Consider the following 23,924-nt stretch of genomic DNA (forward strand, 5'->3'; position numbering starts at 1 on the left):
TTTAAAATACGTTATGCCTCTATGTTCCATTACTTAAAATTGGTGGGAGATAGAGGCTGTATTTTAGTAGAAAAGTAAATGGATGAATAACCTACATATGTAGTGACACCAACCCTAAATGGGCTCAGGTGTTTTTTCTAATTAGGAGAGGAATAATACATGAACCGAGAACAACGTTTAAAACGACAAGAGAATATCCGAAATTTCTCGATTATTGCACATATTGACCACGGAAAATCAACACTTGCGGACCGTCTATTAGAAACGACACAAACCGTTACACAACGTGAAATGAAATCGCAGCTGCTGGATTCTATGGATCTGGAGCGTGAACGCGGAATTACTATTAAATTAAATGCCGTACAATTGAAATATAATGCTAAAAATGGCGAAATCTATACATTCCATCTGATCGATACACCGGGTCACGTCGATTTCACATATGAAGTATCACGTTCATTAGCGGCATGTGAAGGTGCCATTCTAGTAGTAGATGCTGCACAGGGAATTGAAGCGCAAACGCTGGCTAACGTATATTTGGCATTGGACAATGATCTGGAAATCTTACCGGTAATCAACAAAATCGACTTACCTGCTGCAGATCCGGAGCGTGTTCGCGCTGAAGTGGAAGATGTGATTGGGCTGGACGCTTCTGAAGCAGTACTTGCATCAGCAAAAGCAGGAATTGGGATCCAGGATATTTTGGAGCAGATCGTTGAAAAAGTACCTGCCCCACAAGGTGATCCAGATGCCCCATTACAAGCACTGATTTTCGACTCTGTCTATGATGCTTATAAGGGTGTTATCATTTCAATCCGTATTGTAAACGGTACGGTTAAAGCCGGAGATAAAATTAAAATGATGGCAACAGGTGCAGAATTTGAAGTAATTGAAGTAGGGATTCATACACCAAAATCGGTACCACAAGCTGAATTGACAGTTGGCGATGTAGGGTATTTAACAGCATCAATTAAAAATGTTCAGGACACACGTGTAGGTGATACTGTAACTTTTGCAGGCAGCCGTGCTGCGACAGAGCCGCTTCCAGGTTACCGTAAACTAAATCCGATGGTGTATTGCGGTCTTTATCCAATTGACACAGCAAAATACAACGATTTACGTGAAGCACTTGAAAAACTGGAATTAAATGACTCTGCATTACAATATGAGGCAGAAACTTCTCAGGCATTAGGGTTCGGTTTCCGATGCGGATTCTTAGGACTATTGCACATGGAAATTATTCAGGAACGTATTGAGCGTGAATTCAACATTGATTTAATCACGACTGCACCTTCTGTAATTTATGAAGTGACAAAAACGGATGGTTCGGTATTGAAAGTGGATAATCCGTCAATGATGCCGGATCCACAAAAAATCGACCGCATTGAAGAGCCATACGTAAAAGCGACAATCATGGTACCAAATGATTACGTAGGTGCTGTTATGGAGCTTTGCCAGAAGAAACGCGGTAACTTCTCAGGGATGGATTACATCGATGACACACGTGTGAAAATCGTTTATGAAATGCCTTTAGCGGAAATTGTATATGACTTCTTTGATTTCCTGAAATCAAATACGAAAGGCTATGCTTCATTCGATTATGAATTAATCGGATACCAGCCTTCTAAGTTAAGCAAAATGGATATTCTGCTAAACGGTGAACAGGTAGATGCATTAAGCTTCATCGTACACAAAGACTTTGCATATGAACGCGGAAAAGTAATCGTTGAAAAATTAAAAGAGCTGATTCCGCGTCAACAATTCGAAGTACCGGTGCAAGCTGCAATCGGTCAAAAAATTATTGCCCGCTCGACAATTAAATCAATGGGTAAAAACGTACTTGCAAAATGTTACGGCGGTGACATTTCACGTAAACGTAAATTACTTGAAAAGCAAAAAGCGGGTAAAAAACGTATGAAGCAAGTAGGTTCAGTAGAGGTTCCTCAGGAAGCATTTATGGCTGTACTGAAAATGGATGATAGTAAATAGTTTTTTAAAAGGCAGATAGAGCGATCTTTCTGCCTTTTGTTTTTAGATGTGAAAGTTTACTGAAATGTTTTTTGAAAATGAGGTGGGAAATATGACCGATATTTTAAATTTTTTGCATTATAAAAATGAAAAACTGGAAAGTGAATTGAATAAATTGTTTGAACGTGCCAATTCGCCGGTAAGCCGGGTAGATGCTCTGCTGGAAAACAAAGCATTGCAACTGGAAGATCACAAGCTGTTTTTGGCATTTTTAGCATATTTAGCGCAGCGAAACATTGAAGCAAAACGTTTGTTTCAAGATGTTCTGCGCTTGCCAAAGCATCAATTTGAATCGGAATATGAAATGAATTGGGCACAGGTAATCAAATTGAGTGTCACATTTTTTACAATTTTACGGGATAATGACATGAATAGTTACAAACAATTTATCGACTAGCTTGTAACAAACAGCAACAGTTCGCTATAATGATGAAATGAGTAAAGGTAATAAATGATAGGGGGGCAAGTAGTCGATGAATGAAGAACAACGACTAGCTAGTCAGCAGATTAAACAACCTAAGGAAGAAAAAGACTATAGTAAATATTTCGAGAAAGTATTTACGGCTCCTTCACTAAAAGACGCGAAAAAACGCGGTAAAGAAGAAGTAAAATATCATAAAGATTTTAATATCGAAGAAAAATATTTAGGAATGGGACAGGATCGTAAGTTTTATATTCGAACATACGGCTGTCAAATGAATGAGCATGACACAGAAGTAATGGCTGGTATTTTCATGCAGCTTGGCTATACACCGACTGAAATGATTGAAGAAGCGGATGTTGTTTTACTAAACACGTGCGCCATCCGTGAAAATGCGGAAAATAAAGTATTCGGTGAGCTAGGCTTCCTGTTAAAATATAAACGTAAAAATCCGGAAATGCTGATTGGTGTTTGCGGATGTATGTCGCAAGAAGAATCTGTCGTGAACAAAATATTAAAACAGTATCAGCATGTTGATATGGTGTTCGGGACACATAATATCCACCGATTACCGAATATTTTACACGATGCTTATATGTCAAAGGAAATGGTTGTCGAAGTTTGGTCAAAAGAAGGCGATGTCATCGAAAACCTTCCGAAAAAACGTATTGGCTCGATTAAAGCATGGGTGAATATTATGTACGGCTGCGACAAGTTCTGTACATATTGTATCGTTCCGTATACACGAGGCAAGGAACGTTCTCGCCGCCCGGAAGAAATTATTCAGGAAGTGCGTGAATTGGCTGCACAAGGCTATAAAGAAATTATGCTTTTAGGCCAAAATGTCAATGCGTACGGGAAAGACTTTGATGATATTGAATACCGACTAGGTGATTTAATGGATGAGCTCCGTAAAATCGATATTCCGCGTATTCGCTTTACGACAAGTCATCCGCGTGACTTTGATGATTATTTAATCGAAGTATTGGCAAAAGGCGGTAATCTTGTTGACCATATCCACTTACCGGTACAGTCCGGTTCAAACGAAATATTAAAAATTATGGCCCGTAAATACACACGTGAGCATTTCCTGCAATTAGTCGATAAAATTAAAGCGGCAATTCCGGGTGTAACATTAACAACAGATATCATTGTAGGCTATCCGAATGAAACGGAAGAGCAATTCCAGGAAACGCTTGATTTATATCGCCAAGTCGGCTTTGATATGGCGTTCACGTATATTTACTCGCCTCGTGAAGGAACACCGGCTGCAAAAATGGTCGATAATGTAACAGAGGAAGAAAAGAAAGACCGTCTGCACCGTTTAAATGCGGTTGTCTCTGAGTATTCTGCAAAAGCGCTCAAAGATTTGGAAGGTCAAACAGTTGAAGTTTTAGTTGAAGGCAGCAGTAAAAGACGCGATGATGTGTTAGCTGGCTATACGCGCAAAAACCGTCTTGTTAACTTTAAGGCAGATCCAAAATTTATTGGTAAGCTTGTAAATGTAAAAATTTTAGAAGCAAAATCTTACTCTTTAATGGGTGAGTTTGTAGAAGAAGTGACAAAAGAGGGGGAGTTCGTAAAATGACAACAAAATTGTATACAAAAGATGAGATTGTAGAAAAAGCAAAAGAAATTGCCCATATGATTGCGAATACTGAAGAAGTAGAATTTTTCAAAAAAGCGGAAGAACAAATTAATGAAAATCAATTTGTCCGAGAAAAGATCGCTTCTTTAAAAGCATTGCAAAAGCAGGCGGTTAACTTTCAGCACTTAGGGAAAGAAAAAGCGCTTAAAATGATTGAAGGTAAAATTACGGGAATTGAAACTGAAATCGATGAATTACCAGTCGTTCAACAATTTAAGCAATCACAGACAGAAGTAAATGAACTGTTACAATTAGTATCAAATGCCATTGCGAATAATGTTACAGATGAAGTTATTGCTTCTACAGGCGGCGATGTACTAAAAGGCGAAACAGGATCAAAAGTACGTAATAGTACACCAGGCTCATGTTCTTAAAATAATTATTAAAGATATCCCGCGTGGATATCTTTTTTTTATGTAGAGTTAATATTCTAAAAGTTTAGCAATATGTGACAATAAATATGTCGATATTCCTACTGTTTTTTGTTATGATTTAAGTTAGTTAGAACTATATAGGAAGGACTTTACTAATGAACGAATTTGATAATCTAAGTGTAAGTGATGAAGGATTGTACGATTGGTTATGTCAGATGGCTCGGCAGATTGATTTGGCAGTAGCAATTATTAACCCGAATAAAGGGTATACAATTGAATTTGTAAACCAGATCTTTACGCAAACAACAGGGTACAAGGAAGATGATGTGCTCGGGTCAACACTTTCTTTACTACAGGGACCTCTTACTGACATGTTAAATGAGAATTCGATTCAGGAAAGTATTGAAAATGGACTGACATTTAAAACATCATCCTTTCATTACCGGAAAGATGGGTATGCATTTTGGAACGAAGTCAGGCATTTACCAATGTTTAATCAGCAAGGAATACTCCAATATTGTGTGATCATTATGAAAGATGTAACGGACTCCATGAACATAGAGTCGTTGATTGAGCTGGAACGTGAAGTCTACTTTAGTCTGGAAACAGGGCATCCACTTGAAAATGTATTACGTAATATTTGCAAATCGGTTGAAATAACTTTCGGAAAGAAATGCCATTGTTCCATCGTCCTTGTTGATGAAAATGACCGAATGATTAATATTTACGGTGAAATGTGGAAAGATTTGAAGGAGCTCGATGAAAAAGTTTTATTAATGGATATGAAAGACAATAGGAAAATAAATAAACCGCTCATTTTAAAAGACTTAGAGCAATCGATTTATCATGAAGCATATAGGCCGATTATCGATAAATATCGTATAGTTTCAATGTGGAGTCAGCCAATTTTAAATTCAGAAGAAAAAACGATCGGTTTATTTACAATGTACTTTGAACAACGGGCAGAACCAAAAACGATTGAAATAAAATTCATGAACCGAATCGCACCGATTGTTACACTCGCATTAAAATATTTTGACCAAAAAAGTGCGATTCACCGTCTTGCTTTTTGTGATGTTGCATCCGGATTAAATAATTATGAACGCTTTAAAATCATTTTAAATGATTTTACTGCAAATCAGTCGATGGGGCATTTATATATTATTGAACCGGGAGAATATCAAAATATTATTGATTTGTATGACCGGCAAGGCGGGGATGAAGTGCTGCGTCAGCTAGCAAATCGAATACAGAATATCCCATCATTCGCAGACTCGATCATTGCGAGGTATACACATTCAGCGATTATTGTAGCGACACGTTTATCATTACGGGAAATGAAGATTCCACCCATTGTAGCTGAACAGTTTTTATCAGAGCCATATTATATTGATGGAAAAGAAGTATACTTAACATTAAAAATAGGAACTTCATCTTTTAGTTCCCGTATTAATTACATAGAAGCAGTCCGCCAGGCGGATATTGCGTTATCAAGTGCACTTAAAGTAACTGGCACTGTTATTAAAAATTTTAATATGAGTTTAATTGAATCTGTAGAACAAGAAATGAATGTACTGGCCCATTTTGCTCGCGGTCTAAAAAATAGTGAATTTTTTCCGATGCTCCAGCCGAAAGTGAACTTGATGACAGGGGAAATCGAAAGTTTTGAAGCATTGGCACGTTGGAATTCGACGGATTTAGGTGTTGTCTCACCGACGTTATTTATTCCGGTTGCAGAAAATACCGGTAATATTTATAAAGTAGACCTCGAAATTTTCAAGAAGGTGCTCCTATGGCAAAAACAACGACACGATGCGGGATTGAAATTGTATCAAGTATCGATCAATATTTCACCAAGCCATTTTTATAATCCGGCATTTGTAGAAAGTTCCATTGCCCTTATAGAAAGCTATAAAATAGATCCGAAATTTATAAAATTTGAAATAACCGAAAGTGTCGAACTGGAAAATGTCATAAGAGCAAAAAAAATAATCGACGAGTTGCAACAGCTGGGGATTGAAACATCGATTGATGACTTTGGTGTTGGTTATTCATCACTCAGCTATTTGCAGGAACTGCCATTTAAAGAAATCAAAATTGATAAAAGTTTTGTCGATAATTTAGCGAATCCACGGATGAATGCCGTTATTAAAACCATTATTCAGCTTTCGGATAACTTGAACATGGTATCTGTAGCAGAAGGAATTGAAACAGAAGAACAGCATCTTGAGCTAAAGCGATTAGGCTGTCAGGTTGGGCAAGGATACTATTATTATAAACCAATGCTAATTGAACAAATTAATGAACTATTAAATCAGCAGTTAAAAACTTCATTCAGCAAATGAAACTCTCAGTAAAATAAAAGATGGGCTAAATAAGACAGCACTATGTAGGCCTTATCCCGCTTCCCGACATAACTGCACCGAGGTATAATTGAGTGAAGCAATAGCAAAAGCGCTACTACAACAAAGGTTTGTAGTAGTTTTTTTTTTCTAAAAACTCATTTCACCCTTTAGGCACCTGCCGCATACAATAAGTCGAGTTAGTTGAAGAAAGGAGAGATGTTCGGTGAAGCGTTTACGTCAAATTGTGACGAAAGCAGTTATTGCAAAAGGGAAGAAGCGTACCGAATGTGTAGAAACGCTCTGTCCACCGAATGCGCCAACGAGCATATTAGGTTGTTGGGTAATTAACCATCAATATCAGGCGAAACGTAATGGGAAATTTGTTGAGGTGACAGGGAAATTCGAAGTGAATGTTTGGTACGCATATAACAATCATTCAAAAACGGCAGTGCATACAGAGACAATTTCCTATAAGGACCGTGTCAAACTGTCATTCCGTGATGGAGATGAAATCGATTCAAATGATGTAAAAGTCCGTGTATTACAAGCGCCGAATTGTATTGAGGCAGTGATTACAAAGCAAGGTGACAAAATCCAGGTAACGGTCGAGCGAGAATTTTTAGTGGAAATTATCGGGGAAACGACAGTTGTCATTAATGTACACCCGCTGGATTATGAAGATGAATGGTCATTTGAAGAAAGTTCACAGCAGCCATCCAGCACTTCTTCATCATCATCATCCTCGTCATCCTCGTCATCGTCTTCCTCGTCCGACTCGGGCGGAAAAGATTATGGCAAAGATTATGATTCCTCATCATTTTCGTGAAAACGTCTATTTTTTAACAGCAAATTTAAAGTCGTAAAAAACTGCAAAACTCTATCGTAAACAGAGTGGAATTGTTTGAAGATTACTTTCAGACAATTCCTTTTCTTTTCGTTTGCAAGGCAAAATGCGAGTCAAATGGTATAATACTTGTACAAGTTTTAGCAAGTGAGGGAAATAAACATGACTACATATACACCGATGATGCAACAATATTTACTCGTAAAACAAGATTACAAGGATGCTTTTTTATTTTATCGTTTAGGCGATTTTTATGAACTGTTTTTTGATGATGCAATTAAAGCGTCACAGCTTCTGGAAATTACACTAACAGCGCGCTCTGGCAATACCGATAATCCGATTCCGATGTGTGGGGTACCGCATCACTCTGCACAAGGCTATATCGAAACACTTGTCTCAAAAGGTTTTAAAGTGGCGGTATGCGAACAGACGGAAGACCCAAAGCATGCAAAAGGTGTTGTGAAACGTGAAGTAGTACAAGTAATTACTCCAGGTACGATTACAGAGGGGAAAGCACTTGACGGGAAATCCAATCATTTCATTGCAGCAGCTGAAAGTAATGAAAATGAAGAAATGGTATTTGCCTATTTGGACGTATCGACAGGCGAAGCCAATTGTTCTGTTATTGAAGGAAGTGCAAAACAATTAATTCAGCAAGTACAAGCATATGCAATAAAAGAACTGATTGTAACCGAGCAGCTGCAGTTACTACTTGCAGATTATGCGGAAGCAGGTGGCATCGTTCTGTCGCTTGAAACAGAAGAAATGGATCCGGTAAAAGCAAATCAGTATGTTGCTCATTTGCCGGTTCAGCTACAAGGCGTGGCAAAGCGATTATTACAATATGTGGAACGTACACAAATGCGTTCATTATCACATATTCAGCCGTTTACCTACACTGAGGCACATAACTTCCTTCGCATCGATACGAATTCCAAACGTAATTTAGAGTTGATTCAATCGATACGCGGAGGTGATTCTAAAGGTACATTGCTGTGGCTTTTGGATGAAACGGTAACGGCGATGGGGGGGCGAAAACTGAAACAGTGGATGCACCAGCCGCTTGCAAAGAAAAATGCAATTGAAGCACGCCAGGCGATTGTTACAGAATTGCTGGAAGATTTCTTTTTGAGGGATGAATTAACGTCATTGCTGAAAAATGTATATGATCTAGAGCGTTTAGCAGGGCGAGTTGCATTTGGTTCTGTTGGGGGACGTGATCTGGCACAGCTGCGCGAATCATTACGCCAAGTACCGATGATTCAGCAAAAGCTTGTAACCAGCGGATTGGAAAAATGTACAGCACTAGGACAAAAGCTCGACGTATGCGCCGATATTGAACAATTGCTGGCAGAGGCGATTACCGATCAACCGCCAATTTCGATCAAAGAAGGCGATGTCATTCGCGATGGCTACAATGCACAGCTCGATGAATATCGTGATGCCTCCCGAAACGGGAAAGACTGGATTGCCCAGCTTGAGCAAAAAGAACGTGAACTGACAGGGATTAAAAATTTAAAAATAGGCTATAACCGCGTGTTTGGCTATTATATCGAAATTACAAAATCCCATTTGAATAATACAGACCTGGCTCGCTTTGAGCGGAAACAAACTTTGGCGAATGCCGAGCGTTTTATTACAGAAGAATTAAAAGAAAAAGAAGCATTAATTTTGAATGCCGAAGAGCAGAGCCTTGCGCTGGAATATGATTTATTTGTAGCATTGCGTGAACAGTTAAAAGGATATATTCCCCGTGTACAGGCATTGGCTGCCCAAATTAGTGAGCTTGATGTACTGATGAGCTTTGCGATGGTAACAGACAAATACCGTTTTACAAAGCCGGTATTCCATGACGGACGTGCTTTGAAAATTATTGAAGGAAGACATCCGGTTGTTGAGAAAATGCTCAATAAGCAAAGTTATGTACCGAATGATTGTGTGCTGACAATTGATAAAAACATGATGCTGATTACTGGTCCGAACATGTCGGGTAAAAGTACGTATATGCGCCAAGTAGCACTCATCGTCGTATTGGCACAAATGGGTTGCTATGTGCCGGCTGATGAAGCAATACTTCCGATTACTGATCAGATTTTTACGCGTATCGGTGCAGCAGATGACTTAGCGGCAGGTCAATCGACATTTATGGTAGAAATGCTTGAATCACAGCATGCCATTACACATGCCACTAAAAACAGTCTGCTGCTGTTTGATGAAATCGGACGCGGTACATCAACATATGACGGGATGAGTCTGGCACAGGCGATGATGGAGTATATTCATGATGAAATCGGGGCAAACACATTATTTTCTACCCACTATCATGAACTGACGGATTTGGAAAATGAGCTTTCACGTCTGCAAAATGTTCATGTCAGTGCAACCGAGCAAGATGGCCGGGTTGTATTTTTGCATAAAGTGAAAAAAGGTGCCGCAGATAAAAGTTACGGTGTCCATGTGGCGGAGCTGGCAGAAATGCCTGAAACGATTTTACAACGTGCTCGCGTATTACTGGAGCAATTTGAGGCTGCGAATGAAGAAAAGCCTCAAGCGATCAATTATAAACAAGAACCACCTACAAATCCGCAATTACCGGAACAGGTGGCGGAGAACGACCTGCAGCTTTCATTGTTTGCGATAGAGGAAGAACCAGCAATCGCACCGGAACAACAAGAAGTGCTTGATGCATTGGCAAAGCTGAATGTGATGGGCACAACACCGATGCAGGCAATGACATTACTATATGAACTGCAGCAAAAATTACTAGGCAATCAATAAAGGAGGGAACGGCTTTGGGAAAAATTCAAATAATGGATGAGTGGCTATCGAATAAAATTGCAGCCGGTGAAGTAGTTGAACGCCCTTCATCTGTCGTGAAAGAGCTAGTTGAAAATGCAATCGATGCGGACAGTACGTCAATCGAAATTTTCCTGGAAGAAGCGGGCCTTCATTCGATACAAGTCATTGATAACGGAAGCGGGATGGACGAGGAAGATGCTCTTAAATCCTTTTCCCGCCATGCTACATCAAAAATAGAAAAAGAACAGGATCTGTTCCGTATTCGGACACTCGGTTTCCGCGGGGAAGCATTGGCATCGATTGCTTCGGTTTCCAAGTTAACATTACGCACTTCGGACGGGAATGGAGGTGTGCACCTGTATATGGAAGGCGGTCATTTGAAGGAACACCAGCCGACCGCACTGCGCAGGGGAACAGATATTACTGTTGCACAGCTGTTCTTTAATACACCGGCACGCCTGAAATATTTAAAAACGATTCAGACCGAGCTTGGGCATACAATCGATTTTGTTAACCGGATTGCGCTTGGCTATCCGACGATTGCGGTTAAACTTGTGCATAATGGGCAAACATTATTGCAAACGAACGGCCGCGGCCAGGTGCAGCAAGTATTGGCGGCGATATACGGTGCACATAATGCAAAGAAAATGCTGCCGTTTGAAGGGGAAAATCAAGATTATAAAATACATGGTTTTGCAAGTTTACCTGAGGTTACGCGTGCGTCGAAAAATTATATGTCACTTTTCGTCAATGGACGCTGGGTCAAACATTTCGTGATTCAGAAGGCAATCATAGATGCATATCATACGTATTTACCGATTGAGCGTTTCCCGATCGTACTTTTGTATGTTGAGGGAGATCCGCAATTAACAGATGTCAATGTCCATCCGGCGAAGCATCAGGTACGCTTAAGTAAAGAGCCGGAACTGCTGAAGCTTATTGAAGATACGATCCGTTCAGCGATTCGGGAGGTTATCCGTATTCCGCTCGCTGAAAAAAAGGAAAAACCAATTCGAACGCCAACTGAACAGATGAATATTTGGAATCCGGCACCTGCAACGCAGCCGACATTTAATGAGGATAAGTTATCGACAATTGTTGAGCGATTATCAAGTGAAGCATCCATTGTAAAAGAGCCATATGCGCCGGTCCCGGCACAACAACAGGTGGTGCCTGCAGCTCCACCCGAGCCGGAAAGCAGCGAACAGCATTCTCCGTCCGATTTCCATGAACTTCCAACTATTGAAAAGGAAATGTACCTGGAAAAGTCACCAATGAAAGAAGTCGAATCGAAAAGGCATTTTCCGCAAGTTGAAATTGTCGGACAGGTTCACGGAACGTATATTGTAGCCCAAATGGAAGACGGATTTTATTTAATCGATCAGCATGCAGCACAGGAACGAATTAAGTATGAATATTTCCGAGATAAAGTCGGAGAAGTGAATGCAAACGAACGCCAGACTCTCCTCATGCCCTTAACATTCCATTATGCGGCTGATGAGGCATTACGTCTAAAAGAATCCAAGGAGGCACTTGAAGAAGTAGGGGTTTTCTTGGAGGAATTCGGTCTTTCTTCATTTGTTGTAAGGGAATACCCGACTTGGTTCCCGAAAGGCGAAGAACAGGAAATTATTGAGGAACTGATAGAGCAAGTGCTAAGCGCACGGAAAACCGATATAAAAAAATTGCGTGAAGATGCGGCCATTATGATGAGCTGCAAAAAGTCGATTAAAGCGAATCATTATTTAAACAAAGAACAGATGGAAAGACTGATCAATGACTTACGAAATGCTGACAATCCGTTTACATGTCCGCATGGGCGACCTGTATTGATTCATTTTACGTCGTATGAAGTGGAAAAAATGTTTAAACGGGTAATGTAATTCATACAGTGAAACTTCAATAAGTGGGGAATCTCTTCACTCCCACTGATTAGAGGGAACATAAGCTAAAACCGTCACGTTTTGTGACAACGCTTGTGTGACCAACATTGTGTCGGCCCGAACCAATCGGGTTTTTACGGGTAGTCTTGCCTCTGCCACTACGCTTTCGAGGCAGATAAATTACTACCCGTTAATGCGGGATAAACGAGGGGATGGTTTTATGGAGCAACGGTCATTTTTTGTCACAATGTCAGACGGGCATGATATCTTTGTCCGTACATATACACCAAGTAAAAAGCGTATAGGGCATATTCATATTTTGCACGGGATGTCGGAACATAGTGGTCGATATGAAAATTTCGCGGAGAAGCTATGTGATGAAGGGTATTTTGTAACAGCGCATGATCATCGCGGTCATGGTTTTACAGCGCAAAAAAACGGCATATTTGGTTATTTCGGACCTGAAAAGGGTTTTGAGCTTGTTGTAGATGATGTTGTAGAAGTGCTTTCCTTTTTGAAGAAAGAAACGGCAGAACGGGCTATTATATTCGGTCACAGTATGGGCTCTTTTATAGCACGACGTTTTATCCAACAGCATAGTGATAAAATAGAACGGCTGATTTTATCGGGTACGGGTTCACCGACATTGCTTCATACGGCAGGGCATATTATAGCGAAGCAGCTGGTAAACCTGCAGGGAGCAAAAATTCAAAGTGATCTTATGAATGATCTTAGTTTTAGCAGTTTCAATCGTAAAATTAAAAATCCGAAAACAAATTTTGACTGGCTTACAACCGATGAAGAGGAAGTACAAAAATATATTGATGATCCATTGTGCGGTGTGATCCCGACGAATCAATTTTTCGTTGATTTAACGGGAGGCATGTTGAAGCTCGAAAATGACCGTGCAAATGCGCGAATACGACCTGATTTAAAAATACTTGTAGTAAACGGCACATATGATCCGATTGCCGGGCCTGAAGCAGAAGGGGCGTTTCGTGTTGGTAAACTGTTTGCACGTGCGGGTGTAGAACATGTAAAAGTGCATATATTTGAAGGAATGCGGCATGAAATTTTAAACGAAAAAAAGAAAGAACAAGTAAAAGAAATAATTGTACGGTGGTTAAAAGATGAATAATAAAATCGATGTCGTGGCCATTATCGGTCCTACAGCATCCGGAAAAACAGCGCTGAGTATCCGCTTGGCAAAAGAGATTGACGGTGAAATTATTAACGGAGATTCCATGCAGATCTACCGCCATATGGATATCGGAACGGCCAAAATTACGGAAGCCGAAATGGAAGGGGTTCCGCATCACCTGCTTGATATTAAAGAACCGACAGAGGGTTTTTCGGTTGCAGAATATCAACAGCTTGTCCGCGGTAAAATTGAAGAGATTCAAGCTCGGGGGAAAATGCCGATTATTGTTGGGGGAACGGGGTTATATGTACAATCTGTTCTATATGATTTTCAATTTGCCAAACAAGAGGTCGATGAAACAGCTCGCGAAAATTATTATAGAGAACTTGAAGTGTTAGGGCCAGAAGCGATGCATGCGAAACTTGTTCAAATGGACCCGGCAGCGGCAGCTTCCATTCATCCGAACAATACAAGACGTGTTATTCGGGCAATGGAAATGGCAGAACTTGCAGGGGTCTCTCGAGCAGAAGAGCAATTCAATCGAGGGGACATACCGTTATATAACCATGTGATAATCGGGTTGGATATGGATCGCGAAAAACTTTATGAAAGAATTAACTTACGTGTGGATTTAATGATGGAAGCGGGTCTTGTCGAAGAAGTCCGCGCGCTATATGAAGCGGGAATCCGCGATGTCCAGGCGATTAAAGCGATCGGCTATAAAGAGTTGTATGCCCATTTTGATGGACTTGTTTCACTTGAAGAAGCAGTGGAACAGATTAAACAAAATTCCCGTCGCTATGCGAAACGCCAACTTACCTATTTCCGAAATAAAATGGAAATTGCGTGGATCGGAAATGATTGGAGTAAAATAAAAAGTTTATTTGAAATTCATTAAATTTAAAGGGAAATTTTGTCCGCATAACGAATAGGTAACTATTGCATGTATTTTAAGGTAAGGGAGATTGAACGACGATGAAATCGATAAATTTGCAAGATACTTTTTTAAACAATTTACGTAAAAATAATGTTTTTGTAACGGTATTTCTGTTAAATGGCTTCCAATTAAAAGGACTTATAAAATCATATGATAACTTTACCGTACTATTGGAATCGGAAGGAAAACAGCAGCTTATTTACAAGCATGCAATTTCTACTTTTGTACCATCCAAAAATGTAGCGTTAACGGAGGAAGAGTAACAACCTAGCCAAACTTGTAGCGAATTTTGATCTGATTGATTATAATGACTAAGATGCTATAAGTATTGGAGGATTTTTGATGAAAACGATGACAACAGATGAACTGATCAACTTACTCGATGCAAATGAAGATTTAAATGTAATCGATGTTCGTGAAGATTTTGAAGTGGAACACGGAATGATTCCAGGTGCTGTACATATTCCACTTGGCTCAATCCCGGAACGTACTAATGAACTAGACAATTCAAAATCCTACATCGTCGTATGTAAAGGCGGCGTACGCAGTGCAAATGCTTGCGAATATCTGGCAGAGCAAGGTTTTGATGTAACGAATTTAGATGGCGGAATGATGGCCTATGATGGAGAATTAGAATTTAAATAATTTCCAAAAGAAAGGGAGTGTCGATTGATTCGGCACTCCCTTTAGTTATGCTACTTTGTATAATAAATTTTCTTCGATGGCAGGCTCCAGCCTTTAGTGTATGAACATATGCGCAGGAAAGTAATGGATACAAATAAAAAGTATAAAAACAAATCCCCCTTAAAAATTTCAAGGCCGATTAAGAAACCTGCACTGGCCGCCCAAACGGCATAAATTTCGTGACGCAGTATAATGGGTCTTCTACCGGCAAGCAAGTCCCGAACAACCCCCCCGCCTGCACCTGTTAAAACGGCAGCTACAATTACTGCTACAATCGGTAACTCCAGGTGGACAGCATGCATTGCACCTTGAATGGCAAAGGCGGATAATCCGATTGCGTCGGTAACGTATCCCCATCGACTCCACTGTTTAAATAAATGATGCGGAATTAAAAAGAAAATCGTAATCGCAAGAAGCGCGAATTGAAACATAAGCTCCTGGTTCCATAATGTCGAAACCGGCAGGCCGATTAATATATTACGGATAGCCCCGCCGCCAAAAGCTGTAACGATACCTAATATGTACACCCCAAATAAATCATACTCTTCTTCCATTGCCACAATTGCCCCGGAAATGGCAAAGGCAACCGTTCCGATCAAACTAAATACATCCCACGCCATAAACATCTCTCCCTTAATGTCCTTTCGACCATGACGATAGCAGTTTTTTAAACATTCGTCAAAACTATTTTTTTTCATGTATAATGGATACAGTTTGAACAGAATGGAGCAGGAATTATGGCATTTCAATCAATATTAACAGCTGAAACATTAACGCTTGCAGCACAAGTGGAAGAAAAAGTCCGCACTTATCAACAGGAAGTCGATGAACGTGCATTTTATAATCAGGAAAAGGTACTGGCAGCTTTTCGAAATAATCAGGTAAGTGACTTTCATCTTCATCCTTCAACAGGGTATGGATATGATGATGAGGGCCGAGATAATTTAGAGCGTGTATATGCGCAAACTTTCGGGGCAGAGGCGGCCATCGTACGTCCTCAGATCATTTCGGGTACACATGCGATCACATTAAGTTTATTCGGTGTATTACGACCGGGTGATGAATTGGTCTATATTACAGGCAAACCGTACGATACACTACAGTCAATCGTTGATGGTGGCGAAAAGGATACAGGTTCCTTGAAAGACTATAAGATTGGCTATTCCCATGTAGATTTAATCGACAATAAGAAAATCGATTGGGAAGGTGTAAAAAAGGCAGTAAACGAAAATACGAAAATGATTGCGATCCAGCGTTCCAAAGGCTATGCGACACGACCATCATTTACGATGGATCAAATTTCCGAAATGGTTGTGAAAATACGGGCAATCGCACCGAATACCATTATTTTTGTAGATAACTGCTACGGTGAATTTGTGGAATTACTTGAACCGACAGAAGTTGGCGTTGACTTAATGGCCGGTTCATTAATTAAAAATCCTGGTGGTGGCCTTGCAAAAATCGGTGGATATATTGCAGGTCGCGCAGATTTAGTTGAAAAATGTGCATACCGTATGACATCACCGGGAATTGGAGCTGAGGCAGGCGCTTCATTAAATACGTTAGCGGACTTTTACCAAGGTTTCTTCATGGCACCGCATATTGTTGCACAAAGTTTAAAAGGTGCAATTTTTACATCCGCAATGCTAGAGGAAATCGGTATGACAACATCTCCTCATTATACTGATGTTCGCACGGATCTCATTCAATCCGTTTCATTCCAAACGGCGGAACAGATGGTAGCTTTCTGTCGTGAGATTCAAGCTGCTTCACCTATTAATGCACATTTTGCGCCGGAGCCTGCCTATATGCCTGGATACGAAGATGATGTCATTATGGCTGCAGGTACATTTGTTCAAGGATCAAGTATTGAATTAACGGCAGACGGTCCAATCCGCCCTCCTTTTACAGCCTTCATCCAAGGTGGTTTAACATATGAACATGTAAAATATGCTATTTGTTCTGCTGTCCAAAAGCTAAAGTGATAATTAGGAATCGTCCATTTAATGGGCGATTTTTTTATATGCATAAAATTTGCTATATTCTGTTTACTTTTCGCTCATTTAAAAAAGTAATGTCAGTTTTTCTAACATACATTTGACAATGTAAATTACAAGTCGTAATATAGCGATAAGGGAGGTGAATTAAATTGAGTAGTGAAATTCGACGTTCAATGCCACTATTATCGATAAGTATCGTCATGCAATTGACGGATCTGACAGCAAGACAAATCCGTTATTATGAAGAGCATGATTTAATTCAGCCGCACCGTACAGAAGGAAATCGACGCATGTTTTCTTTAAATGATGTCGACACTTTATTGGAAATCAAAGATATGCTTGAACAGGGCATCAATATGGCAGGGATCAAAAAAGTATTTGCTTTGAAAAATGATCCGGCAGCACAGCAAGCGAGCAAAGAAATTTCCGATTCGGACTTACGTAAAATTTTACGTGAAGAAATGCGCCAAGCACAACGCATGCAAAAAACATCTATTCGACAAGGGGATTTATCGCGCTTTTACCAATAGCGTGTAAATTATAAAAGATCGAGTAAAATCGGTACTGAACAAATTTAGGAGTGTGGAATTTAGTGGGCAAATATACAAAAGACGACATTAAACGTCTAGTAGAAGAAGAACAAGTAAAATTCATTCGTTTACAGTTTACAGATATTTTAGGGACAATTAAAAACGTAGAAATTCCTGTAAGCCAACTAGATAAAGCATTGGACAATAAAATGATGTTTGATGGTTCATCAATTGAAGGTTTCGTACGAATTGAAGAATCGGATATGTACTTATATCCGGATTATGATTCATTCATGATTTTCCCATGGACAGCTGAAAAAGGGAAAGTAGCACGTTTCATCTGTGATATTTACAATCCGAACGGTACACCATTTGCAGGCGATCCACGTAACAACCTGAAACGAGTATTGAAGGAAATGAAAGAACTAGGATTCACAGATTTCAACTTAGGACCAGAACCGGAGTTTTTCCTATTTAAACTGGATGCAAAAGGCGAGCCAAGCTTGGAAGTAAATGACCATGGCGGCTATTTCGACTTGGCACCGACAGATTTAGGTGAAAACTGCCGTCGCGATATCGTATTGGAATTGGAAGAAATGGGCTTTGAAATTGAAGCTTCTCACCATGAAGTTGCACCGGGTCAACATGAGATTGACTTTAAATATGCGGATGCTATTACTGCATGCGACAACATCCAAACATTTAAATTAGTTGTTAAGACAATTGCACGTAAGCACGGTTTACATGCGACATTCATGCCAAAACCTTTATTCGGTGAAGCTGGATCAGGAATGCACTTTAACGTTTCTTTATTTAAAGGAAAAGAAAATGCATTTTATGATGAGTCTACTGAATTAGGGCTTTCTGAAACAGCGATGCAATTCATGGCAGGTGTGCTTGACCATGTTCAAGGTTTTACTGCAATTACAAACCCGACAGTAAACTCTTATAAACGTTTAGTACCAGGTTATGAAGCTCCATGTTACGTAGCATGGTCTGCGCAAAACCGTTCACCGTTAATCCGTATTCCTTCTTCTCGTGGCGTTTCAACACGTGTAGAAGTTCGTTCAGTGGACCCATCAGCAAATCCATATTTAGCGATGGCGGTAATTTTAGAGGCGGGTCTTGAAGGGATCCGCAAAAAAACAACACCACCACCAGCAATAAACCGAAACATATATGTAATGAGCGAAGAAGAGCGTAAAGCTAACGGCATCGATAATCTGCCTGCAGCTTTAGATGATGCATTAGCATTACTAGCAAAAGATGAAGTGGTTCAAAGAGCATTAGGAAACCATATCTATGCGAACTTTAAAGAAGCAAAAGAAATCGAGTTCGATATGTACCGTTCAACTGTTCACCAGTGGGAACGCGACCAATATATGAAAATGTACTAAGAAAAAAAGGGCTGGGGCTAAAATTCCGGCGCTTTTTTTTGCACTTTTTTGTATAGTCGTATTCAATTTTAACCAAAATAATTGTTGTAATTTATTCGTATAGTATAAAAGAAACCGGCAATATAAATTGCCGGTTCAATAATGCTTTATTTATTGCCGTTTTGGAAACGGTTTTTACCGTAAGAACCAGAAGCTTGCTGTTTTTTAGCTTCAGCTTGCTGGTTTTGCTGTTTTACCTGGTTAACATCTGTTTCCATGCCAAACTCAGCGTTCATTGAAGTGAGTTTTTTCTGTAAACCACTGTTTGTAAATACACCAGAAGCTTGTTGCTTTTTAGCTTCAGCTTGCTGGTTTTGCTGTTTCACCTGGTTAACGTTTGTTTCCATGCCAAACTCAGCGTTCATTGAAGTGAGTTTTTTCTGTAAACCACTGTTTGCAAACGCACCAGAAGCTTGTTGCTTTTTAGCTTCAGCTTGCTGGTTTTGCTGTTTCACCTGGTTAACGTTTGTTTCCATGCCAAACTCAGCATTCATTGAATTCGGTTTCTTCTGTAAACCGCTATTTGCAAACGCACCAGAAGCTTGTTGCTTTTTAGCTTCAGCCTTTTGGTTTTGCTGCATTACTTGGTTAACATCCGTTTCCATTCCGAATTCGGCGTTATTCTTGTTATTGATGTTTTTATTTTTTGACATCAAAATCACCTCCTGACATTATTCTGTTCAGAGGTTGCTTTATTATTCGGTTAAATCAATTGCCAATTTTTTTTAAAAATTTTAAATGTGCCGATCACCAATGCTTCAGTACCTTGGAATGATAAGTATATAAATCGTATAATAAGAAGGATTAAAATTTACCGATAGAACAAAAGGAGGCTATTATGAAACTTGATACAATGATGCAAGAATTAGAGGCATTGGGTAAAGAGCGTACAAAAAAGATTTATATGTCCAATGGAGCAAAAGAGCCGTTATTCGGTGTAACGACTGGTTCGATGAAACCGTATGTAAAACAAATAAAAATAAATCAGGAGCTGGCTGAACAGCTTTATGCGACAGGCAACTATGATGCAATGTATTTTGCCGGGGTTATTGCGGATCCGAAAGCAATGACTGAAGAAGATTACGACCGCTGGATTGAACAAGCCTATTTTTATATGATTTCCGATTATGTTGTTGCAGTGACTTTGGCTGAATCCGATATTGCGCAGGAAGTAAGCGATAAATGGATTGCAAGTGGTGAGGAACTAAAAATGTCGGCAGGTTGGCATTGTTACTGCTGGCTCCTCGGCAATCGAAAAGATGAAGAATTTTCAAAAGAAAAATTATTGGGTATGCTTGAGTATGTAAAACAAAATATCCGTCAAGCACCATCACGTACACAAGTAGCAATGAACAACTTTGTCATGACAGTCGGTGTTTCATTTAAACCTCTACATGAAGAGGTTGTGCAATTTGCTAAGGAAATCGGGCCAATTGAAACGAAACGTGAAGGGAAAAAGCCGGGTCTGCTACACGCTTATGCGGAAATTGAAAAACAGGTGGAAAAAGGACGAATCGGCTTTAAACGTAAATATGTACGCTGTTAATTGTAAAGAGTTATACCTTGTTTTTTCGCCATACAATTGTATAAACTAAAATTAGGAAATTTCAAGGAGGCTATTACATGAAAAAAAGCATTGCCATCGATATGGACCAGGTGTTGGCTGACTTTTATTCGAAATTATGTGTTACATATAACGAGAATTTCGGGACAAATTTTACTGATGAAGAATTTCTTCTAACGACACAGCGCGATTTACCTAGAGAAGATGCAAAAAAATTATTTGCTTTATTAAATGAGCCCGGCTATTTCAGAGATTTAAAAGTACTGGATGAAGATGCAATTGTTGTCATTCGAGAGCTGCAGGAGCATTATGAAATTTATATTACGACAGCTGCCATGGATGTACCGGGGTCATTTACAGCGAAGTACGATTGGTTAATGGAGTATTTACCATTTATTAAAACACAGAACATTGTGTTTTGCGGAAATAAAGCGGTAATACATACTGATTATTTAATTGACGATAGCCCACGCCAACTCAAGTCATTTAAAGGAACAGGTATATTGTATTCGATGCCGTACAATCGATCAGAAGAAGGTTTCATACGTGTGAACAACTGGAAAGAAATTAAACAGTATTTTATAAAACAACTGGAAATTGTATAAAAGGTAAAGGGTTGCAATCAGGCAATCCTTTTATATTTTTGTAGTCACTTGGCTTAACGAAATAGTATAATTTAAATAGTTGGAATTATCTATAAATTGTAAGGGGATAGAATGAATGAAACCGATTATTGGATTAACGATGTATGATTTTGACAAGAAATTGGATATAAACAACGCATATTTGACGTCGATAGAACTTGCGGGGGGTATACCAATTTGTATACCGAATGCTACGGAAGAAAACGTAGAAGCAGTATTAAATTTAGTTGATGGCCTCGTATTAATTGGTGGAGCGGATATCGATCCATTATTGTTTAATGAGGAACCGCACCGTCATATCGGTAGTGTTGTTAGAAAGCGTGATGACAGCGATCTTTTATTAATGAATGCAGCCTTTAAAAGACAAATGCCTGTTCTAGGTATTTGCCGTGGACAACAAATTATGAATGTTGCATTCGGGGGTACGATAATTCAGGATATACCATCACAGGTGGATAATACAATCTTACATAAACAACCTTCAAAGCGTGGAGAATTGGCACATACCGTTGAAGTGAAGACACCGAAATTTAAAGAGATTTTTACAGAAGAATCATTCCGTGTTAACACATTTCACCATCAATCTGTAGGGAAGTTAGGGGAAGGACTTCTTGTTTCGGCAGTTGCGAAAGACGGCATTATTGAAGGAATTGAACACGAATCCCATCCGTATTGTGTGGCGGTACAATGGCACCCGGAAGAATTGGCGCCAAACGGGGATGTTTATGCACAGCGCTTATTTAAAAGTTTTATAGAAGCATGCCATAAGTAATAAAAAGGCTCAGTCGTTTACGGCTGAGTTTTTTTATTTCATTAAAAAGCTTGCCGATTCTATTAGAATGGCAAGCTTCTGATTAATGAATATTTCGATAGAGGCCGACTACTTTACCTAAAATAGAAACTTGATTGACAATGATCGGCTCCATTGAACTGTTCTCAGGCTGTAGGCGGAAATGAGTTTTTTCTTTGTAAAAGCGCTTGACTGTCGCTTCATCATCTTCCGTCATTGCTACAACAATCTCTCCATTGTTCGCGGTAGACGTTTTTTTGACGATTACATAATCCCCGTTTAAAATACCGGCTTCAATCATGGATTCACCCATAATTTCAAGCATAAATAGTTCTTCTTCCGGTGAGCCGTAAGCATCCGGCAACGGGAAATATTCCTGAATATCCTCGATTGCGGAAATAGGCAGACCAGCTGTAACTTTACCGATTAACGGAACATGGATGACACCTTGTTTGGCGATGTTCATCTCTTCCTGGTCCAATATTTCAATGGCACGCGGCTTAGTAGGGTCACGGCGGATAAGCCCTTTACTTTCTAAACGAGCTAAATGCCCGTGGACAGTTGAACTGGAAGCCAAACCTACCGCTTCTCCAATTTCGCGTACTGATGGCGGATAGCCTTTAGAACGAACTTCCTCTTTTATAAAAGTTAGAATAGCCTGCTGCCGCTTTGAAATTTTTTGTGTCAACTAACTCACCTCTTTATCATGCTATTTTTCTTAAAGTAAGTATAGCAGTATGCGAACATGAATGCAAACATAAGTTCGAAAAAACGGTTGACAAAAACATATGTTCGTATTATTATGAGAACAAATATTCCGAACATATATTCGAAAGAGGGTTTTACAAATGAAAAAAACTAAACTAAATGGCTTTACATCAATGTTTCTACTATTCTCTGTACTTATGATTGCTTTATTCATGATGCAGGACGATAAAATAGAATTATACGAACACGTAAGCATAGAGCATGGCGATACTTTATGGTCGTTGGCAGAACAATACCGTGGTAAAATGGCTAAGCATGATTGGATCGATGAAGTGAAAAAGGAAAACGGATTGCTGGATGAAAAAGTTGTTTTAGGACAAGTACTGGTTGTACCTGTAGAAAAAGATTCACAATACATTGCTCAGCTGAATGATTCCACTGATATGCAATCGATTAAAGTAGTGAGAGGGAACAATGATAAAAACTAAAGCAGTAATTTATTGCCGTGTCAGTACGGATAAAAATACACAAGAAACATCACTAGTACGTCAGCAAGAGGAGCTGACAAAGTATGCGAAAACATTCGGCTATAAAGATGTGGAGATCTTTATGGATCAGCATAGCGGATATGATGTGGACAGAGATGGACTGCTCGATATGCTTGACTATATGAAAGAGTACGGCATCGAAGCGTTGTTTGTACAGGACGAAACACGGTTAGGGCGTGGTAATGCACGTATGGCAGTACTTCACCTATTACAAAAATATGAAGCGACAGTGTATACATTGAATGATGCAGGTCCTGTCATATTAAACGAAATGGATACAATGCTGCTCGAAATTTTAGCGATTGTCGAAGAATACCAGCGTCGTATGCATAATGCGAAAATCCGCCGGGGAATGCGTCGCGCTGTAGAAAATGGCTACCAGCCCCAAAACAATTTAAAAAACCGCGGTAATATTGAAGGGCGTGAACGTAAAGAAGTGCCTGTCGAAGAAATCGTCCAGCTACGCCAGAAAGGCTTAACATTTGCAGAAATTGCTACGACATTGTCTGGCTTGGGCATTTCCATCAGTAAAGCGACCGTACATAGAAGATATATTGAATATATGGAGCGACTTGAAGAGTAAACACTTGTTTTCAAGTC

General features: G+C 39.6%; 23 protein-coding genes. 20 read left to right on the forward strand and 3 right to left on the reverse strand.

Annotated elements, in window-relative coordinates; all coding sequences use genetic code 11:
• The first annotated feature begins 159 nt into the window (after positions 1 to 159).
• From lepA to CBM15_RS05130, 12 genes are all read left to right on the forward strand, one after another.
• The gene (gene lepA / locus CBM15_RS05075) at positions 160 to 1,989 is read left to right on the forward strand and encodes a translation elongation factor 4 (RefSeq protein ID WP_087615991.1); all 1,830 of its coding nucleotides are present in this window, start codon (positions 160 to 162) and stop codon (positions 1,987 to 1,989) included.
• Positions 1,990 to 2,080: 91 nt separating this feature from the next.
• Positions 2,081 to 2,425, forward strand: a complete 345-nt coding sequence (locus CBM15_RS05080) for a hypothetical protein (protein ID WP_239534687.1) — start codon at positions 2,081 to 2,083, stop codon at positions 2,423 to 2,425.
• A 76-nt stretch (positions 2,426 to 2,501) separates the two neighbouring features.
• Entirely contained in the window at positions 2,502 to 4,037 is a 1,536-nt protein-coding gene (gene miaB / locus CBM15_RS05085; protein WP_087615995.1) for a tRNA (N6-isopentenyl adenosine(37)-C2)-methylthiotransferase MiaB, read from the forward strand.
• A complete protein-coding gene (locus tag CBM15_RS05090; protein ID WP_087615997.1) occupies positions 4,034 to 4,471 on the forward strand; it encodes a YlbF/YmcA family competence regulator in 438 nt (145 codons plus the stop codon). Before miaB ends, CBM15_RS05090 begins: the two co-directional genes overlap by 4 nt.
• Before the next feature lie 155 nt (positions 4,472 to 4,626).
• Complete coding sequence (locus CBM15_RS05095) at positions 4,627 to 6,816, forward strand: EAL domain-containing protein (protein ID WP_087615999.1); 2,190 nt, start codon at positions 4,627 to 4,629, stop codon at positions 6,814 to 6,816.
• A 223-nt stretch (positions 6,817 to 7,039) separates the two neighbouring features.
• Positions 7,040 to 7,642, forward strand: a complete 603-nt coding sequence (cotE, locus tag CBM15_RS05100) for an outer spore coat protein CotE (RefSeq protein WP_087616001.1) — start codon at positions 7,040 to 7,042, stop codon at positions 7,640 to 7,642.
• A 180-nt stretch (positions 7,643 to 7,822) separates the two neighbouring features.
• Positions 7,823 to 10,438, forward strand: coding sequence for a DNA mismatch repair protein MutS (mutS, locus tag CBM15_RS05105; RefSeq protein ID WP_087616003.1), 2,616 nt, complete (start codon positions 7,823 to 7,825; stop codon positions 10,436 to 10,438).
• Between the two features lie 14 nt (positions 10,439 to 10,452).
• Positions 10,453 to 12,342 carry a DNA mismatch repair endonuclease MutL gene (gene mutL, locus CBM15_RS05110; RefSeq protein WP_087616005.1) on the forward strand — a complete coding sequence of 630 codons (1,890 nt, stop codon included), beginning with the start codon at positions 10,453 to 10,455 and terminating at the stop codon, positions 12,340 to 12,342.
• 220 nt (positions 12,343 to 12,562) lie between these two features.
• A complete protein-coding gene (locus tag CBM15_RS05115) occupies positions 12,563 to 13,480 on the forward strand; it encodes an alpha/beta fold hydrolase (protein WP_087616007.1) in 918 nt (305 codons plus the stop codon).
• Complete coding sequence (gene miaA, locus CBM15_RS05120) at positions 13,473 to 14,381, forward strand: tRNA (adenosine(37)-N6)-dimethylallyltransferase MiaA (protein WP_087616009.1); 909 nt, start codon at positions 13,473 to 13,475, stop codon at positions 14,379 to 14,381. Before CBM15_RS05115 ends, miaA begins: the two co-directional genes overlap by 8 nt.
• Positions 14,382 to 14,458: 77 nt before the next feature.
• A complete protein-coding gene (hfq, locus tag CBM15_RS05125; protein WP_008407593.1) occupies positions 14,459 to 14,683 on the forward strand; it encodes an RNA chaperone Hfq in 225 nt (74 codons plus the stop codon).
• A gap of 79 nt (positions 14,684 to 14,762) precedes the next feature.
• The gene (locus tag CBM15_RS05130; RefSeq protein ID WP_014823385.1) at positions 14,763 to 15,065 is read left to right on the forward strand and encodes a rhodanese-like domain-containing protein; all 303 of its coding nucleotides are present in this window, start codon (positions 14,763 to 14,765) and stop codon (positions 15,063 to 15,065) included.
• 50 nt (positions 15,066 to 15,115) lie between these two features.
• On the opposite strand, the gene CBM15_RS05135 is transcribed toward CBM15_RS05130, so the two are convergent.
• Positions 15,116 to 15,724 carry a trimeric intracellular cation channel family protein gene (locus CBM15_RS05135; RefSeq protein ID WP_087616010.1) on the reverse strand — a complete coding sequence of 203 codons (609 nt, stop codon included), beginning with the start codon at positions 15,722 to 15,724 and terminating at the stop codon, positions 15,116 to 15,118.
• Positions 15,725 to 15,841: 117 nt separating this feature from the next.
• On the opposite strand from CBM15_RS05135, the gene CBM15_RS05140 reads away from it, so the two are divergent.
• The 3 genes from CBM15_RS05140 (at position 15,842) to glnA (ending at position 19,031) form a co-directional block, all read left to right on the forward strand.
• Positions 15,842 to 17,089: a methionine gamma-lyase family protein gene (locus tag CBM15_RS05140; RefSeq protein ID WP_087616012.1), complete on the forward strand. Its 1,248-nt coding sequence runs from the start codon at positions 15,842 to 15,844 to the stop codon at positions 17,087 to 17,089.
• Between the two features lie 164 nt (positions 17,090 to 17,253).
• On the forward strand, positions 17,254 to 17,634 hold the full coding sequence (locus CBM15_RS05145; protein ID WP_008407589.1) for a MerR family transcriptional regulator: 381 nt from the start codon (positions 17,254 to 17,256) through the stop codon (positions 17,632 to 17,634).
• Positions 17,635 to 17,696: 62 nt separating this feature from the next.
• Positions 17,697 to 19,031, forward strand: coding sequence for a type I glutamate--ammonia ligase (gene glnA / locus CBM15_RS05150; RefSeq protein WP_008407588.1), 1,335 nt, complete (start codon positions 17,697 to 17,699; stop codon positions 19,029 to 19,031).
• Between the two features lie 146 nt (positions 19,032 to 19,177).
• Here the strand turns inward: glnA and CBM15_RS05155 are convergent, their stop codons facing one another.
• Positions 19,178 to 19,723 carry a gamma-type small acid-soluble spore protein gene (locus tag CBM15_RS05155; protein ID WP_087616014.1) on the reverse strand — a complete coding sequence of 182 codons (546 nt, stop codon included), beginning with the start codon at positions 19,721 to 19,723 and terminating at the stop codon, positions 19,178 to 19,180.
• 185 nt (positions 19,724 to 19,908) lie between these two features.
• Between CBM15_RS05155 and CBM15_RS05160 the strand changes: the two genes are divergently transcribed.
• The 3 genes from CBM15_RS05160 (at position 19,909) to CBM15_RS05170 (ending at position 22,050) form a co-directional block, all read left to right on the forward strand.
• A complete protein-coding gene (locus CBM15_RS05160) occupies positions 19,909 to 20,616 on the forward strand; it encodes a DNA alkylation repair protein (RefSeq protein WP_087616016.1) in 708 nt (235 codons plus the stop codon).
• 77 nt (positions 20,617 to 20,693) lie between these two features.
• The gene (locus CBM15_RS05165) at positions 20,694 to 21,239 is read left to right on the forward strand and encodes a 5' nucleotidase, NT5C type (RefSeq protein WP_087616018.1); all 546 of its coding nucleotides are present in this window, start codon (positions 20,694 to 20,696) and stop codon (positions 21,237 to 21,239) included.
• A 115-nt stretch (positions 21,240 to 21,354) separates the two neighbouring features.
• Positions 21,355 to 22,050: a gamma-glutamyl-gamma-aminobutyrate hydrolase family protein gene (locus CBM15_RS05170; protein WP_087616020.1), complete on the forward strand. Its 696-nt coding sequence runs from the start codon at positions 21,355 to 21,357 to the stop codon at positions 22,048 to 22,050.
• Positions 22,051 to 22,132: 82 nt separating this feature from the next.
• On the opposite strand, the gene lexA is transcribed toward CBM15_RS05170, so the two are convergent.
• Positions 22,133 to 22,756 (reverse strand): transcriptional repressor LexA, encoded by a 624-nt coding sequence (gene lexA / locus CBM15_RS05175; RefSeq protein WP_087616022.1) that lies wholly within the window; start codon positions 22,754 to 22,756, stop codon positions 22,133 to 22,135.
• Positions 22,757 to 22,916: 160 nt separating this feature from the next.
• Between lexA and yneA the strand changes: the two genes are divergently transcribed.
• Both yneA and CBM15_RS05185 read left to right on the forward strand, forming a co-directional pair.
• The gene (gene yneA, locus CBM15_RS05180) at positions 22,917 to 23,264 is read left to right on the forward strand and encodes a cell division suppressor protein YneA (protein ID WP_087616024.1); all 348 of its coding nucleotides are present in this window, start codon (positions 22,917 to 22,919) and stop codon (positions 23,262 to 23,264) included.
• Positions 23,251 to 23,907, forward strand: a complete 657-nt coding sequence (locus CBM15_RS05185) for a YneB family resolvase-like protein (protein WP_087616026.1) — start codon at positions 23,251 to 23,253, stop codon at positions 23,905 to 23,907. Before yneA ends, CBM15_RS05185 begins: the two co-directional genes overlap by 14 nt.
• Positions 23,908 to 23,924 lie beyond the last annotated feature (17 nt).

This window comes from Solibacillus kalamii, from assembly GCF_002174535.1.
In the GTDB taxonomy this organism is placed as follows: Bacteria; Bacillota; Bacilli; order Bacillales_A; family Planococcaceae; genus Solibacillus; species Solibacillus silvestris.

Bases quoted from the DNA above. Each gene is read 5' to 3' on its own strand.
- CBM15_RS05080 (WP_239534687.1), top strand. From the start codon at position 2,081: ATGACCGATATTTTAAATTTTTTGCATTATAAAAATGAAAAACTGGAA.
- CBM15_RS05130 (WP_014823385.1), top strand. From the start codon at position 14,763: ATGAAAACGATGACAACAGATGAACTGATCAACTTACTCGATGCAAAT.
- miaA (WP_087616009.1), top strand. From the start codon at position 13,473: ATGAATAATAAAATCGATGTCGTGGCCATTATCGGTCCTACAGCATCC.
- CBM15_RS05135 (WP_087616010.1), bottom strand. From the start codon at position 15,724: ATGGCGTGGGATGTATTTAGTTTGATCGGAACGGTTGCCTTTGCCATT.
- CBM15_RS05170 (WP_087616020.1), top strand. From the start codon at position 21,355: ATGAAACCGATTATTGGATTAACGATGTATGATTTTGACAAGAAATTG.
- mutS (WP_087616003.1), top strand. From the start codon at position 7,823: ATGACTACATATACACCGATGATGCAACAATATTTACTCGTAAAACAA.
- lepA (WP_087615991.1), top strand. From the start codon at position 160: ATGAACCGAGAACAACGTTTAAAACGACAAGAGAATATCCGAAATTTC.
- miaB (WP_087615995.1), top strand. From the start codon at position 2,502: ATGAATGAAGAACAACGACTAGCTAGTCAGCAGATTAAACAACCTAAG.
- CBM15_RS05160 (WP_087616016.1), top strand. From the start codon at position 19,909: ATGAAACTTGATACAATGATGCAAGAATTAGAGGCATTGGGTAAAGAG.
- hfq (WP_008407593.1), top strand. From the start codon at position 14,459: ATGAAATCGATAAATTTGCAAGATACTTTTTTAAACAATTTACGTAAA.
- CBM15_RS05115 (WP_087616007.1), top strand. From the start codon at position 12,563: ATGGAGCAACGGTCATTTTTTGTCACAATGTCAGACGGGCATGATATC.
- CBM15_RS05140 (WP_087616012.1), top strand. From the start codon at position 15,842: ATGGCATTTCAATCAATATTAACAGCTGAAACATTAACGCTTGCAGCA.
- CBM15_RS05165 (WP_087616018.1), top strand. From the start codon at position 20,694: ATGAAAAAAAGCATTGCCATCGATATGGACCAGGTGTTGGCTGACTTT.
- CBM15_RS05185 (WP_087616026.1), top strand. From the start codon at position 23,251: ATGATAAAAACTAAAGCAGTAATTTATTGCCGTGTCAGTACGGATAAA.
- CBM15_RS05090 (WP_087615997.1), top strand. From the start codon at position 4,034: ATGACAACAAAATTGTATACAAAAGATGAGATTGTAGAAAAAGCAAAA.
- CBM15_RS05095 (WP_087615999.1), top strand. From the start codon at position 4,627: ATGAACGAATTTGATAATCTAAGTGTAAGTGATGAAGGATTGTACGAT.
- CBM15_RS05155 (WP_087616014.1), bottom strand. From the start codon at position 19,723: ATGTCAAAAAATAAAAACATCAATAACAAGAATAACGCCGAATTCGGA.
- yneA (WP_087616024.1), top strand. From the start codon at position 22,917: ATGAAAAAAACTAAACTAAATGGCTTTACATCAATGTTTCTACTATTC.